The sequence below is a fragment of the Selenomonas sp. AE3005 genome, assembly GCF_000686945.1.
In the GTDB taxonomy this organism is placed as follows: domain Bacteria; phylum Bacillota; class Negativicutes; order Selenomonadales; family Selenomonadaceae; genus Selenomonas_A.
In genome coordinates this window covers 37,983-52,938 of the sequence record NZ_KK366041.1, presented here as the reverse complement: position 1 = coordinate 52,938, position 14,956 = coordinate 37,983, and the positions used below count along the sequence as shown (strand labels likewise).

Annotated in this window: 15 protein-coding genes and 1 riboswitch; of the genes, 6 read left to right on the top strand and 9 right to left on the bottom strand. The window is 47.7% G+C overall.

The window, feature by feature from the left end; genetic code table 11:
* Positions 1-324: 324 nt before the first annotated feature.
* From DL94_RS0113415 to DL94_RS0113400, 4 genes are all read right to left on the bottom strand, one after another.
* Positions 325-1,158: a deoxyribonuclease IV gene (locus tag DL94_RS0113415; protein ID WP_028130603.1), complete on the bottom strand. Its 834-nt coding sequence runs from the start codon at positions 1,156-1,158 to the stop codon at positions 325-327.
* 2 nt (positions 1,159-1,160) lie between these two features.
* Positions 1,161-1,496 (bottom strand): arsenate reductase family protein, encoded by a 336-nt coding sequence (locus tag DL94_RS0113410; protein ID WP_028130602.1) that lies wholly within the window; start codon positions 1,494-1,496, stop codon positions 1,161-1,163.
* The gene (locus DL94_RS14990) at positions 1,462-2,055 is read right to left on the bottom strand and encodes a DUF5662 family protein (RefSeq protein WP_028130601.1); all 594 of its coding nucleotides are present in this window, start codon (positions 2,053-2,055) and stop codon (positions 1,462-1,464) included. The genes DL94_RS0113410 and DL94_RS14990 overlap by 35 nt, the downstream gene beginning before the upstream one ends.
* A 217-nt stretch (positions 2,056-2,272) precedes the next feature.
* Complete coding sequence (locus tag DL94_RS0113400; protein WP_028130600.1) at positions 2,273-2,830, bottom strand: flavin reductase family protein; 558 nt, start codon at positions 2,828-2,830, stop codon at positions 2,273-2,275.
* A gap of 221 nt (positions 2,831-3,051) precedes the next feature.
* Between DL94_RS0113400 and DL94_RS0113395 the strand changes: the two genes are divergently transcribed.
* The 4 genes from DL94_RS0113395 to DL94_RS0113380 all read left to right on the top strand — a co-directional run bounded on the left by DL94_RS0113395 (position 3,052) and on the right by DL94_RS0113380 (position 8,374).
* The gene (locus tag DL94_RS0113395; protein WP_197020769.1) at positions 3,052-3,492 is read left to right on the top strand and encodes a helix-turn-helix domain-containing protein; all 441 of its coding nucleotides are present in this window, start codon (positions 3,052-3,054) and stop codon (positions 3,490-3,492) included.
* 493 nt (positions 3,493-3,985) lie between these two features.
* On the top strand, positions 3,986-4,864 hold the full coding sequence (locus DL94_RS0113390) for a MurR/RpiR family transcriptional regulator (RefSeq protein WP_197020768.1): 879 nt from the start codon (positions 3,986-3,988) through the stop codon (positions 4,862-4,864).
* A gap of 171 nt (positions 4,865-5,035) precedes the next feature.
* Positions 5,036-6,910 (top strand): glucose PTS transporter subunit IIA, encoded by a 1,875-nt coding sequence (locus DL94_RS0113385; protein WP_028130597.1) that lies wholly within the window; start codon positions 5,036-5,038, stop codon positions 6,908-6,910.
* A 33-nt stretch (positions 6,911-6,943) separates the two neighbouring features.
* On the top strand, positions 6,944-8,374 hold the full coding sequence (locus DL94_RS0113380; RefSeq protein ID WP_028130596.1) for a 6-phospho-beta-glucosidase: 1,431 nt from the start codon (positions 6,944-6,946) through the stop codon (positions 8,372-8,374).
* A gap of 113 nt (positions 8,375-8,487) precedes the next feature.
* Here DL94_RS0113380 and DL94_RS0113375 read toward each other — a convergent pair whose 3' ends face one another.
* Together DL94_RS0113375 and DL94_RS16220 are read right to left on the bottom strand one after the other, a co-directional pair.
* Complete coding sequence (locus tag DL94_RS0113375; protein ID WP_028130595.1) at positions 8,488-8,691, bottom strand: hypothetical protein; 204 nt, start codon at positions 8,689-8,691, stop codon at positions 8,488-8,490.
* A gap of 85 nt (positions 8,692-8,776) precedes the next feature.
* Positions 8,777-8,944 carry a hypothetical protein gene (locus DL94_RS16220; protein ID WP_156031891.1) on the bottom strand — a complete coding sequence of 56 codons (168 nt, stop codon included), beginning with the start codon at positions 8,942-8,944 and terminating at the stop codon, positions 8,777-8,779.
* Positions 8,945-9,103: 159 nt separating this feature from the next.
* A riboswitch (ZMP/ZTP riboswitch) is annotated at positions 9,104-9,185 on the top strand.
* 80 nt (positions 9,186-9,265) lie between these two features.
* Here DL94_RS16220 and DL94_RS0113365 point away from each other — a divergent pair.
* Entirely contained in the window at positions 9,266-10,483 is a 1,218-nt protein-coding gene (locus DL94_RS0113365) for an L-lactate MFS transporter (RefSeq protein ID WP_028130594.1), read from the top strand.
* Positions 10,484-10,609: 126 nt separating this feature from the next.
* Here DL94_RS0113365 and DL94_RS14985 read toward each other — a convergent pair whose 3' ends face one another.
* From DL94_RS14985 to DL94_RS0113350, 3 genes are all read right to left on the bottom strand, one after another.
* Positions 10,610-12,244, bottom strand: coding sequence for a subtype B tannase (locus DL94_RS14985; protein WP_231464716.1), 1,635 nt, complete (start codon positions 12,242-12,244; stop codon positions 10,610-10,612).
* A gap of 56 nt (positions 12,245-12,300) precedes the next feature.
* Positions 12,301-13,137: an HAD family hydrolase gene (locus tag DL94_RS0113355; protein ID WP_051586470.1), complete on the bottom strand. Its 837-nt coding sequence runs from the start codon at positions 13,135-13,137 to the stop codon at positions 12,301-12,303.
* Positions 13,138-13,347: 210 nt separating this feature from the next.
* Complete coding sequence (locus DL94_RS0113350) at positions 13,348-14,184, bottom strand: hypothetical protein (RefSeq protein WP_028130592.1); 837 nt, start codon at positions 14,182-14,184, stop codon at positions 13,348-13,350.
* Between the two features lie 150 nt (positions 14,185-14,334).
* Between DL94_RS0113350 and DL94_RS0113345 the strand changes: the two genes are divergently transcribed.
* Positions 14,335-14,928 (top strand): hypothetical protein, encoded by a 594-nt coding sequence (locus DL94_RS0113345; RefSeq protein WP_028130591.1) that lies wholly within the window; start codon positions 14,335-14,337, stop codon positions 14,926-14,928.
* Positions 14,929-14,956: the final 28 nt, after the last annotated feature.

Genomic DNA, 14,956 nt, shown 5'->3' with positions numbered 1-14,956 from the left:
AAGGTATTAGGAGGATACGAGGTAATATAGCCTAAAGCTGATAATTACAAAAAACAGGTGCTGTGATTAAATGTGAAAGCATTTATTCACAGCACCTGTTTTTAGATAACAATTTTTATGGGATTCGAGAGATTTTATAACGGGCCAGTCTTGTACGGAGGATCACAAGTATTAGGCGGAGGCATTAACGGGCCATGCTTTAGTTCGTATGGATCGTTGAGGGGGCCGGTTTCCTTCAACGGGCCAGTCTCGTTTACAGGACCTACGGCGTTGGTATTATTTCATTATGCGACAAAGCAGATTTTTTTATTAAATTTGTGGGGATTATGCGAGAAAATTATTCTTCAGCAGAGCAATTTCCTGAGCGTAGCCGGCAAGTTCATTGGGCGTTTCCAGTATAAAGGGAAGGTTTCGCAGCTGTGGATGGTTTATGACGCTTACCAGGGCGTCAAGGCCGATGCAGCCCTCACCAATGCGTGCGTGCCGGTCTTTGTGCGAGCCGCAGGGATTCAAACTGTCATTCAGATGGATAGCTTTGAGACGTTTAAGACCGATAATCCGGTCAAATTCGTTCAGCACGCCATCCAGGTCATGGACGATATCATATCCGCCATCCCTGATGTGGCAGGTATCAAGGCATATACCCAGTTTGTCTTGGAGTTCTACCCGGTCAATGATGGCCCGCAGTTCCTCGAAAGAACGGCCAATTTCGGTGCCTTTGCCGGCCATGGTTTCCAAAAGAACAGTGGTGGACTGGGCAGGAGTGAGGACGCGGTTAAGCTCTGCGGCAATTAAGGCAATGCCTTGTTCACTGCCTTGTCCTACATGACTGCCGGGATGGAAATTGTAGTAGTTGCCGGGCGTGTATTCCATACGCTGCAGGTCATCTGCCAGCGTCTCATGAGCAAATGTGCGTAAATTGTCCTTGGCAGCACATAGGTTCATAGTATAAGGGGCATGGGCGACTAACTTGGTGAAATGGTGTTCCTCGGCAAAAGCGATAAAGGCGTCTGCATCTGCAGGGTTGATGTCCTTTGCTTTGCCACCGCGGGGATTGCGGGTGAAAAAGGCGAACGTGTCAGCATTTATGCTGACGGCATCCTTGCCCATGGCAAGATAGCCTTTGGCTGATGATAAATGACATCCGATATGAATCATGCTTACTGCCAGCCTTTCCAAATATCCGGCTCATAGCCTAACGTTGACTCTTTGCCATTTCGTACTACGGGCGTTTTTATAACCTGCTGGTTCGCAAGGATTGTTTCCAGCTTGTCTGCCATATAGTTGACACGGGCCAGAGCGTCCTTGTCCTTGCACTCCGGATTTATCATACCGTCAATGCCGCCATGAGCATTGGCCACGGACTGGAACTCGCCCTTGCTCATGCCCTTGTCCAGGATATCGATAAACTGGAACTTTATGCCGCGTTCTTTAAAGAAACGCTGAGCTTTCTTGGTGTTGTTACATTTCTTGGTGCCGAAAATTTGTATGTTCATGTTTTCCCTCTTTCACAGTTTTGTTATAAATGGCCTGCATCGATTCTGGTCGCAGCAAAGATAAATCTTCTGTTTTTGCCAGCTGACTGAGTATCGATTCCACAAAGTCCCGCATATTGGGGCTCATGCCAATACCGGTTGCGCATTTATTCTGCCACCATTCGTATTCAGCCTGAAAGGTGAATTTATCGCGGCCATAGGCTTTGCCGGCTCCGAGGCAGTCACAAATCAGCTCCACGGCGTATTTGTAGGGCATATCCTGCGGATAGGCACCGTGGTCGAAATTATCCCACCAGGCCTCATAGTGATGAAGATTTCGTCCATGATGATGAATCCAGGCCATGGACAGGCCGTTGTTTTTCTGTTTGCAGATTTTTATGGGCGAAATCTTGCCGTTGTAGTATTTTACGCTTTCTATAAATTCTGTCGGCGAGAACTTAGACCAGTCATGCATAAATCCCTGCCACGGAATCCCTGCAATACAGCAAAAGCGAAATACCCAGTATTTATGACGAAGAATCATCCATGTGTGACCACAGATACGTTCTACCAGATTCACAAGCCTAGCCTCCAACTTTTTTAAGATACTGAATCAAGTATAATGTGGTTTTACGGCAACGTCAAACATCGTAATAGTTCATTGCTTGCAGGCCCATAAATGGATGGGGAATTCATTCAAGATTAGAACCGAAAAATAAATTGAGATTATAAAAAGGTGCTGTGGATAAAATGCTTTTTGCATTTCACCACAGCACCTTTTATTATGTCTGCGATAATCAACTTTTCAGTTTTAGCCCATCATGGAACGCCTTGCCCACAACTGGCCCCACAAGTCGGTAGGTCTTGGTGGCAATATCGAAAATTATGGGCTGTAGTTTGTCGTAGTCCACTACGCCATCTGTCAGAACCTTTTCATCAGCTTGCTGGGCAATGATTTTGCCCACCAGAATGCCGGTCTCGTCACTGTAGCTCACACATTCGCATTCAAGTGTTACTGGGAACTCTTCGATGACAGGGGCATTGACATGTGCACTCTTGTGGACATGGCAGCCAGCCTTCTCAATCTTGTTAACCTTGCTGCCAGTTTCCACGCCGAAGTAATCAGCAATTTCCACCGTGTCCTTAGTGGCAAAGGCTACGGTGAAAGCCTTGGTATGCTTGATGTTCTCCGTTGTTTTGTGCTTGGCCAGGAATAGGGTGATTTCATCAAAATCAGACTGTGCTCCCCAAGCTGCGTTCATGGCATTTGGAACGCCATTCTCATCATAGGTGCCGATGATGAATACACCCTCTGGGGCAATGCAGGCTTTTTTATCAGTAAACTCAACGCTCATGCATATTCCTCCTTCTGAAATCGGACTGTACAACATACAAATATACACTTCTGCTTTTATAGCTGTAATCCTGCAAGTTTTTAGAGTTTCGTATTTTTATCATTAACAAATCATAGTGTGAAGTAGATAAGTTATACAATAATATACTTGCGATTATGATACAGCAGTGTTATATTTAATGTAAAGAAAGATACATGGGGGAAAGGATTATGAGGGTATTTGTGGAAGATGATGAGGCCCAAGATTTTTTGGACTTTCTGGAAAAACGAAAAGCGCATAATGTTCAGGTTGATGGCAAAACCCAAAATGGTTTTACCGTAATCAGTTTCAGTCCGGAAGGTAAAGCCGGGCGGCCGCCTAAATTGCCTAAGGAGAAAATAGTTGAGCTGCGTAAAAAGGGAAAAAGTTACTCCGTCATTGCAAATGAGCTTGGGGTGTCACGTGCCTCAGTGGCTAGAATTGCAAAACAAGTACCTGTGGAGCATGACGATGATTACTTGATTAGCAGGAGTTTGCCGGATAAAGAAGATGAGCTTGCAAAACTTATTGATTCGCTAAAATGGCAAATTGCGAATGACAGGAGTCTTGCGGAAAAGAATAAACATATGGTTATACTGAAAAAAGCACAAGATAAATATGATTTATGCAAAAAAAATGTTTAAGCCAACTGCAGGTTCAGTGATTTTAAGAACGGCATTAAGCCTCACAAGAGTAGGGAAAATAGTCATTTCAGATAGCTGAAATGCGGAAGTGAGCCTCACCAATTTTACAGATTTTTTATGAGACGGTTTGAAATTCGTCTGTAGCATGTTTTTTGCTGCGTATGATCAATTATATGCGATAAGCACTAGCCATAGCTTACAGACGATTCTGGTGAGTTTAAACGATAATTACAAAAGATGTATCCTGCGTGAGATTTGCTTATAAGTGTATAATATTCTATTGATATTACCGTACCAATACTGTCTTATAATCATGTAATAATATGAGATAGAAATATGTATTAAATATGGGAGGGGAAGAGATCTTCCATTAGATATATTGAAGAATAGTTAGGGGGAAATTTTTTGTGTTATAATGATGTTTAAATATTTACCCCGCGTAAGCATTGATAAGGCATTTAGGGAAAACAGGTGGGAAGAGGAAGAATTAGTTATGCGTTTACTTAGAAAAATGCAAGAGCAGGAGCGCTTTTCGCCCTCTGAGCAGAACATGATAAATTACATTCTGAGTCATAAACGAGAATTGGCGGAGCTTTCTATCCGGGATTTGGCGCAAAGAACCTACAGCAGTCCGGCAGGCATTTTTCGCTTGTGTCAAAAACTGGGACTAAAAGGCTATAACGAATTTAAACTGCGTTTCATCAGCGAAGTCAACCGCACGGAAAAAGCATCTCCCTGCAGGGAAATAAAAATCAAACGGCCCATTACCTCCATGGACAATCCGGAAGGTATTGTGCAGAAGATGGCGGCCCTGGAGATTGAGTCCATTGAAGAAACGAAAAATGAAATGGATATGGCGCAGGTAGTGCGTGTGGCGAAAATGATGCGTAAAGCTGCCAGTATTGATATCTATGCTTATGACCAAAATTATCATTTGGCGCAGAGTATGGTTTTTAACATGCTGCAGGTAAAACGGGTGGCTGTGGCCAATAGTTCCATGACTGCGCAGCTGGCACAGGCCATGCTTTCGGATTCAACCCACCTGGCCATTATCATCAGCCGTACAGGCATGAACAAACGCCTGCTGCGGACAGCCCAGCTTTTGAAACAGCAGGGCACAAAAATCGTGCTCTTATCCACCTCCGAAAAAACACCGTTAGCGAAATATGCGGATGAGTTTCTCTATGTTGCCAATACACTCGACCTCGATTATATTGACATGGGGGGCATGATTTTTTCCGTAGGGGTGCGTTATTATCAGGACGTGCTGTTCGGATTGCTCCTGTCACTGGATTATGATGATATAGAAAAATTCACCAGCCGTCTGGATGACGGCATGGGGCACTTTGATGATAATGACCGTTTATGGTAACGCAGATAATTGTAAACACTGTTTCAGTCAGAGCCGCAAGGCTCTATTTTTTTGTAAACATCGTTCCGAAAGCGACCAAACCGATTGAAACACGTCATATAGCTGTGTTATATTGTCAGCTGTAAGCCGGATTGATAATTATTATTTGTGAAATGAAAGGAAGATCGGTATATGTCCTCGAAAGTCAGAGATTATGAAAAGCTGGCCGGCGATATCATCGCTGCCGCAGGCGGCAAGGATAATATCGCGGAAGTTGCTCACTGCGCTACGCGCTTGCGGCTCGTGCTGAAAGAAACACCTGCCGGCGCTAAGGAAAAGGTCAGTGCCATGGCCGGAGTCATCACCGTTGTGGAAAGCGGCGGCCAGTTCCAGGTAGTTATCGGCACACATGTCACCGATGTGTACAATGTAGCGGCGGAAATGCTGCACCTTGAAAACAGCGAGGGTGGTTCTAAAGCCACGAAAGGCATTGCCGCTGCGGTTATCGGGGCGATTTCCGGCTGTGTATCGCCAATCGTCTATGTGTTGGCTGCCTGTGGTTTGCTGCAGGGCGCGCTGATTATTGCTACCGCCCTTTATCCCGATGTAGTGGCAAATACCACTTTTCAGGTGCTGACTTACATGTCATGGACACCATTTTCCTACTTGCCGGTGCTCATTGCCCTGGCCGGTTCCAAGTATTTCAAGGTAGACACTTTGCTTGCCGTACTGTGCTGCTGTGCGCTGGTGAATCCCTCCTGGGGAGAAATTGCCGGACGTATTGCCGCCGGTGAGCCGCTTACCTTCATGATGTTGCCGCTGGCAGAAACCACCTACACGTCCACCGTACTGCCGCCAATTATCGTACTGGCATTATTGGTCTATGTGGAACGTTTCTTCAAAAGCCACTTGCCTGAAGTGTTGCAGCCCATCTTCGTGCCGCTTTGCAGTTACCTTATCATGGTGCCGGCTACGTTATTGGTGGTTGGCCCGATTACCTCAGGTGTTGCGCATGGCCTGTCCACGGCCTTCCAGGCTTTCTACACGCATCTGCCCTGGCTTTGCGCTATGGTTTTCGGTGCATTCTGGCAGGTATTCGTCATCTTCGGTGTACATTGGACTTTTGTGCCCATCTTCCTGACGGAATTTGAACAGGTTGGTTTCTCCACCCTGCAGGCTTTCTGCGGCATTGCTGTCTGTGCACAGGTTGGTGCGGTCTTCGGCGTCTGGTTCAAGAGTAAGAGCAAAAAGACCAAAAGCGTGGCTATGTCCGCCGGTCTTACGGGACTCTTTGGTATCACGGAACCTACTATTTATGGTATTACGCTGCCCCTCAAAAAGCCCTTTATCTGTGCCTGCGTTGCTGCGGCGGCAGGTTCCCTGGCAGCCTCCTTCTTTGGCACGCTCTACTATGCATTTGCCGGATTGGCTGGCTTGCTCACCGTGCCCAATGCTTATAATGCCGCCAACCCCACTTCGCTGACTGGTGCTGCTGTCGGTACCGCCATCGCGCTCGTTGGCGCTTTTGCCCTGGTGCAGGTGGTCGGCTTTGCAGAAAAGGTTGAAGAAACTGCTGCACCTGTTCCGGAAGAAAAAGAGGCCCTGCCTGCGCTGCCGTTTGAGCTTGGCAGCCCCATCAAGGGCGAAGTAAAGACGCTGTCTGCCTGTACTGACCCGGCTTTTGCCAGCGGTGCCATGGGCAAAGGTGTGGTCATTGAACCAACCGAGGGCAAACTTTACGCTCCCTGCGATGGTCAGGTCATGATGCTCTTTGAAACCCTCCATGCTATCGGCCTTAAGAGCGAAGATGGCGCGGAACTGCTTATCCACATCGGCCTGGATACCGTAAAACTCAATGGTGAAGGTTTCAAAGCGCATGTGCAAAGCGGTGATACGGTAAAAAAGGGCGATTTGCTCATTGAGTTTGACATTTCCTTCATCAAGGAAAAAGGCCTTTCGGTTACGACACCAATGGTTATTACCAACGCTGACAATTACGCAGATATGATTCCGAGTACCGGCAATCACCTTTCCGGCGATAAAGTACTGGATATTATTCCCGCATAAAAACATTTTTTCATATACCTTAGGAGGTTTATCATGTCATTTTCCAATGGATTTTTATGGGGCGGTGCTGTTGCTGCCCATCAATTAGAGGGCGCCTGGCAGGAAGGCGGCAAAGGCGTGAGTGTAGCTGACGTCATGACCGTCGGCGGTTATGGCAAGCCCCGTGAAATCACGGACGGCGTACTGGAAGGTAAAATCTACCCCAACCATGATGCCATCGATTTTTACCATCATTATAAAGAAGATTTGGCTCTCATGGCGGAAATGGGGTTCAAGGCCTTCCGCACCAGCATTGCCTGGACACGCATTTTCCCCAAGGGGGACGAGTCCGAACCCAACGAGGAAGGCCTCAAATTCTACGATGACCTCTTTGCGGAAATGCGCCGTTTGGGCATTGAGCCTGTGGTAACGTTGTGCCACTTCGAGCTGCCGTATCACCTTGTGACGGAATACGGTGGGTTCCGTAACCGCAAGGTCGTGGATTTCTTTGTAAAATTTGCCACAACCTGCTTTGAGCGCTATAAAGACAAGGTCAAATACTGGATGACGTTCAACGAAATCAACAACCAGCGCAACACTGATGTTCCCTTCTTTGCCGTAACCAACTCCGGCTTTACTTATAAGGAGGGCGAGGACAGAAAGCTGGTTCTCTATCAGGTAGCCCATAATGAATTTGTCGCCTCGGCAAAAGCTGTAATCGCCGGCCATAAAATCAATCCTAAATTCCAGATTGGCTGCATGCTGAATATCGGCCCTGTCTATACGGAAAGCTGCCGACCGGCTGATGCCATCACGGCCATGAAGGAAATGGACAAGACCTGGTTCTTCTCCGACGTGCAGTGCCGCGGCCATTATCCGACTTACGTCCTCAAAGAATGGGAAAACAAGGGCTACAAGATTCAGATGGAAGATAGTGACCTGGAAGTGCTGGCCCAGGGTAAGGTTGACTACTTTGCCTTCAGTTACTATCAGACCGTCGTCGTAAGCTCCGTCAAGAAAAACGAGGACGGCGATGAATTCAGCAACGGCCTTGACAATCCATATGTGGAAAAATCAGACTGGGGCTGGAAAATCGACCCTGTTGGCCTGCGTTATGCCCTGAATCTCGTGCAGGAACGCTATGAACTGCCCATGATGATTGTCGAAAACGGCATCGGCCTTCATGAAACCGAAGCAGATAAAAAAGAAGATGGCATGATTCACGACGATGCCCGCATTGCGTATTTCCGTGCGCATATCAGCGAAGTGAAAAAAGCCGTGGAGGAAGATGGCGTAGACCTCCTGGGGTACTTGACCTGGGGCCCCATCGACCTCGTGTCCGCCGGCACCGGCGAAATGGAAAAACGCTATGGTTTCATCTATGTGGACAAGAATAACAAAGGTGAAGGCACCCTGCGCCGCGAGAAGAAAAAATCCTTCTTCTGGTACAAAGATGTCATTGCCAGCAACGGTGAAAAACTCTAAACCTTAAGCAATAGTAGTATTGACATGTCAAGAAATAAAAAATCCTGTCATCACTTAATGGCAGGATTTTTTATGTTAGAGTTTTAAACAGGTCAGCCCAATCCATTTGGCTGTTACTCCTGGATAGGATGATTTATCGCATCGTATGCCGCCTTCATGCCCTTCCAGGTCGCATTTGCTACTTCGCTGGAAACATCTTTTATGCCGTCCCAAACATCTTCGACAACGTCTTCGACTTCATCGAAAAAGTCTTCAAAGATATTACCGCCAGCCACCATGTCCAGTTCCATGGAATTAAGTTCTTTCTTGTCCAACATTTTTGACAACTCCTTTCATTGTGCTTAGTTGACTTTAAATATTTTTGCCGGTTATAGCTTTTTAATCAGTTAGCTATTTCCTATATTAAATAGCAGGGAACGGGGGTACGGGATGTATGTTATCAGGATTAAGTGGGGGATGGTTAGGATATTCGTTGGGGGGAGGGGTCAGTGGATAGCGTTTGACAATCCCTTCGCTGCCGCCGGCAATCGTGATAAGTTCTCTTACGCTAAGTTCTTTCTTGTCCATCATTTTTGACATCTCCCTTCTGTGTGTTTAGTTGACTTTGTTTACCTTTGTCTATACATACGCTTGATAATGTCAAGTATTACAAAATTTTTCTGCCGCATTACCACTTTTTGCCATCTTGACATGTCAGGAGAAAGCGGTTATACTAGCAGAAAAAGTAAATAAGCTATGCAGGGCTGACGGATTAGTGGAAATGACCACATGCACTGCATGGTTAGATAAGCCGACCGTCTGGGCAGAGATTTTGTCCAGGCGGTTTTTGTTTTGTCCGCTGGCGAAAATCTCTTTTCGGTTGCTGTTTATACAGCAGAAAGGGTGTTTCTTATGCGGAATCGTTGGCTGATTGCTTTGGCTGCCGTGGGCATTCATATTTCCATCGGCAGTGTCTATGCCTGGAGTGTTTTAACCCGTCCCATTATGGCGGAAATGGGCTTTACCCTGTCGGAGACGACCTGGACGTTTTCTTTGGCTATTCTGTTTTTGGGCATGTCTGCCGGTTTCCTGGGGCGGTTTGTGGAAAAACATGGCCCGAAGAAAAGCGGCCTGCTTTCGATGCTGTTCTTTGGTTCGGGCATGTTTGGCACAGCGCTGGCACTCCATCTGCACAGCTTGCCGTTGTTGTATCTTTTCTATGGTGTGATTGGTGGTATTGGCTTGGGAGTTGGCTATATCACGCCGGTATCCACTTTGGTCAAGTATTTTCCAAATCACCGCGGTTTTGCCACGGGCCTTGCCATTATGGGCTTTGGCTTTGCGGCGTTGATTGCCGGGCCGGTTATGCAGTATCTGACGGCACAGTTTGGCCTGGTCGAAAATTTCCTGATTCTCGGTACGGTCTATATGGTGCTGATTGGGGCAGCGGCTATGTATTTGAAACCGCCGATCATGCCGGAGGGCAGTGCAGCCGTGAAAAAACTGCAGCATGGGGTTACGGCAGCTGAGGCCATCAAAACCTGGCAGTTCGGGGCGCTCTGGTGGGTGTTCTTTGTCAATATCACTTGCGGTATTGGCCTGTTGGCCGTAGCCTCGCCCATGGCGCAGCAGGTCACCGGCATGGATGCAGCACAGGCGGCGTCCATGGTGGGCATTATCGGTTTGTTGAATGGCGGCGGGCGTATCCTTTGGTCAACGCTTTCGGATTATCTGGGCCGCGGGCTTACCTATATGGCCTTCTTTGCGCTGGAAGTAGCGGCGTTCTGGCTTTTGGCGGGAACCCGTGATGCCATGCTCTTTCAGATGCTGGTATTCCTGATTATCAGCTGCTATGGCGGCGGTTTCTCCTGTATGCCGGCTTATCTTTCGGATATTTTCGGCACCAGGGAGCTCAGTGCCATTCATGGCCGGGTGCTTACGGCTTGGGGTGTGGCCGGTGTCGTGGGGCCGACTATTGTTTCGTGGTTCTGGGAACACACCCATAGCTATGCCGATACGCTTTACTTCTTTGCCGGCTGTTTTGTGCTGAATCTGCTGATTGCGGCAGCGTTGAAAGTTTATGGCAATCAGACAGCCGCCCCCGTAAAGATTGCGCAGCCGCATACTTAAAATAATATAAAAAAAACAGCCAGTTCGACTTGTAGTGACTGTAGAGCCCCCTATAAGTTAGACAAAAATCTAACTTATAGGGGGCTCTACATTTTCGTATACTGGCTGTTTGAGTTATTTATGGGGTTATTTTGCCTTGCAAATGCTGTCTATCCAATTAAAGAGTTCCGGCAGGTCGTAGTCACCGGCATGGCTGCGGTTCCAGGGCGAGTAGAAATTCACATCTACACCGCTGTTCTGCAGTTTCAATGCCAGAATGGCCGGAATTGCCAGTGCCGTATCGCGGTCAATGGCGCCATGGCGAATGCGGAAGTGTTTGGCGGTCACGGCTTTACCATTGCCGATAAAATTCATGGGATTCATGAGTTTTATGGTTTCGCTGTCGGCCATTTCTCCGGTTTTACTTTCGTACTGCTTGGAGATAGCAGAAAAATGCCTGGGAGTATTGTTTTCGGAGCCGAATTCGTCATTTTCCGCGGAACTTAAATTCAGCTTGTCAAAGGCCGGTGCAGCTTTCATGCGCGTGGCTGCGGCAGGATAGGCGTCCAAATCCACATCTACGACTTTGCCGTTTTTCACCTTTACCCAGCCAGAGGAAACATCAAGGCCGCGGCTCAACGCGTCCTGTGCCGATTGCATATATTTGCCTTTGATGTAATCGCGGAAAGAGCCGTGGCCGTCTTTATCCAAGGTCAGCAGATTTCCCTGTTCATCTTTCAGCTGCAGGCTGTTGACATAGGCCGGGAAAGCATCTTTAAGTACTTTGGAAATGGCGATTTCCTCTTTGGTCATCTGTACTTCCTGCTTGCTGGCTGTAGGATTATTGGCAGCATTAGCATCAGGTGCTTTTGGCGGCAGGCCAGGTTTGCCCGTCTGGCCGCCGGGAACGTTCATGCCGCGCTTCGCTAAATCCTGGAGCTGCCACATGGCCATATAATAGGTATTGACGCCGTTGAACATCCACTCGTAGGCCATATCGGCATGTTCCAGATTGGTGATGGGGCAGTAATCGCTGGAGGCAAAAATATCGTCTCGTTCATCTGCTGCGCCGATTTCTTTAAGGTATGGTTCATATTCTTTGGCATTGCCCGTTGCGCCCAAAAGTGCAGACAAGGCACCGCCTGCGCTGGTGCCGTTGGAAATGATTTTTTCCGTGTCACCGGCGGGCAGGCGATTTTTGTTATGTCGCAGGTAGCGCACAGCCGCCTTATAATCTACAATAAGGGCCGGGGCTTTGCCGACATAGGTCTTACCATCTGCACCGATGGTGGTGCGTCCGCGGATAGCCGGAGCAGCTACGACATAGCCTTTGGATAAAGCCACCAGAGCTGCATTAGCGCCATCACCATGATGGTCTTTTTCCGAAGGTTCCTCAGCTTTGCCTGGCATATAACCGCCTACGCCATTGGGCATGAAGATGGGGGCGGTTTTTTTCGTATAATCATTTATCTGGCCGTTGTCAAAATAAGCTGCCGGGATAAAGATATTCATGGACTGGGCATCTTTGTTTTTCGGATGGGCTGCATAAACCACATTCCGATAAGCCCGATATTTGACCACATGACCGTTGATGGTCTTGCTTTCCTCGGTGTAGTTTTGGCTGGCATCGAAGTCGAGGCTGTAAGTGATTTGATTTTCGCTGCCGGTGCTGGTGTGTCCTTGCTGATGGAAAAGGAACTGGCGGCATTTAACCTGCAAAATATTGCGGTCAAGCGGTTCTCGCCGGCCATTTCCGATGGTATTGCACTGGTATTTCCGCATGGCCGCCACTTGTCACCGGCCGCGGCAGCACTGCGGAATTTTTTAACGAACTGATTTTAGCGGTCTGTGAAAAAATAGCGATTGATTACATCCAGAACGCCGTTATGGTCATTGTCGCTCACGACCACATCGCAGATTTCTTTGATGGCGTCGGTGGCATTTCCCATAGCGGCAGCTAGTCCGGCTGCTTGCAGAATTTCAAAATCATTCGGGGCATCGCCCACGGCAACGGTAGCTGCAAGAGGGATATTCAGCAAGCTGCAGAGTTCTTTGAGACCGCTGGCTTTGGTTATGCCTGCAGGAGAGGCCTCCAGGCCGGTTATTTCTGCCAGTACAAGGTTCATTCCCAGGCCTGCAAGGCGCTGGCTGCTGCGTTCACGTGATGCCGTAGAACGATGGTAAAGGTTGATTTTTAGAATTTCATCGGCGTGTTCCTGAACGTAGCGGTTTAAATCTTCCTGCCGGTCGCAGATTCGTTCATACATATCCTGATAGACGCTCATGGAAAAATCTTCCATATGAAAAATATCCTGTTCGCGGGCTACGGAATCATGTACGGTAAGAATATGTACCATAGCATCTTCCTCGGCGGCAGCCTCTAATAAGCGCTGGCATTGTGCTAAGGATAGTGTATGCATGGTCACGGGTTTTTCCTGTTGAAAGTCATAAATCAGGCCGCCGCTTACCAGCAGGCCATAGTTCATGCCTTTAAAGGCCTCACGGTAGTCGGCAAGTTCCGCCAGACCGCGCCCTGTGCCGACGACGACCTCGGCACCACGTTTCATTAGCTGTTTAATAGCCGCTGCTGTCTCGTCAGGAATCTGTTTGGCAGAATTAAGCAGGGTTCCATCCATATCAAGGGAAAGCAGGCGGTAGTTATTTTCTTTATTCAAAATCGCTCATCTCCGTAAAGTCGCATAATGGCTAAATTATAATCCATTTATTCCCGTTTTACCATAAGAAAAATTTTTCTTTAAGCGTAAATTCTTTAGGTTATGGGATTTAGTCTGACAATCCACACGGCTGGAAAAATGACAAAAAGGGCGGCTGACTAGTCAAAATTTTGACCTGTCAGCCGCCCTCTTTGTCATTAGTTGCTTATTTCATTGTCTAGGATGGGGAATGCGGGCTTTGTAGGTTATGGAGACGAATCCACGGCGCTCATCGGCGCGGCGGCTTTGGATTTTGTCAACCATAAACACCTTGCGCAGGGCCGAATCTATATATTGCCAGTTGTACTCATCAAGTTCGCCTCTGATTTTGATGTTGACGGTTGGCAGGTCTAATACGCGGGCCTTGGGAGCATTGGCTCCCTGATAAAAGGGCTCCCAGTCTGCCGGGACTAAATAATTGTCTTCAAGGTTTACGGGAGTCTGCAGGAGCATTTGCAGCGGTATGTCAGCCACGTTAGGAGCACTGGGTATATAGAACATCGTCTTTTGCGTGCCCAGCTGGATTTTTATAGCGCCGGCCCTGAACATATCACGGTAGCAGCATTCCGTTGTTTTTATCGGGGCATCGCTGGCTTCGTTGCCCTGCGTATATTCCTTGGGGAAAATCAACGGCAGGTCCCAGAAGTCAAAAGGGTTTAAGGTTACGGCCGGCAGTTCGCTGCGTTTAATAGTTTTCATATCGGGGATATTGCCCAGGAACTCTGTCATATCGACAGAGTCTTTTTTTATGTCAGGATTAGCGGTCAAATATTTTTCCAGTTCGCAGTTAATGTTGATACGCTTGGTCTGACGGGTGAATTGGGCCATATTGACGAGATAGCTGCGGAGCATGCCGGCGTCAAAGAGCACGCGGGCGCCTTTGGACGGCGAGGCCTCCAGGTGCTTCACGCAGTGGGTAATATTGCGGGTTATATAATTGCGGCTGAGTTTCAGGCGCTCCATCAGGGTGCTGATGGAAATGCCTTCCTCATGAGGTTGGATTGTCATAATGATTACGTCCTTTCTGAAAAGATTGAGCATATACTAACACAAAAATAAAATTTTGTGAAGAAAAAGATTGACAAGTCACCATAAAGGCAGTATAGTCAAACATAAGCATTTGAGTATAGTTTAGCGCAAAAAATGGAGGGTGACAATATGTTTACAGAAAATAAGTGCAGCAAGCTGGATAATTACCCGTTTGACCTGATTGAACCTATCAAAGATAAGGAGTACATGGAGGCGGATAATATGGATGAGTATGATGAGGAGGATGAGGATGAAGACCTTTATGACATGAGTGACTGGCGCGGCCTACCACATTTTATCAATGAATACAGCACCGACGTTCTGGAGGCGGGCATTGCCAGAACGGTGCTGCAGGTAAAGGTTGACTTGTCAAGAATGTCGGAAGACGGCAATGATATGTTTGACGCGCAGGGGCTTATCTATGACAGTCAGATGGGAAATTACCAGTCCGGCTGTAATGCGTGGAATGTTTTTGTCCGTTGTTCAGATGAGTATGACTGCAATCCACTGGAGCGCCAGGCAGTTGAGTCGGTGGCATGGTCGCTTATGTACCGCGCAGCTGCGCGTCTGCCGGAGGACGTTCTGAAAAAACTGTATAAGCGGTTTGCTGATGAGGGCTTTGAGTATGGTTATTCAGCAGCGAAAACAAAACTGAGTGATATGGTGGCCGAACCGCTTATGGATTATCTGCGGGCGATGGCGCTCGATGAAAAGGAATATTAAGCTGAATTGTAGGATACAGAAGGAGAGA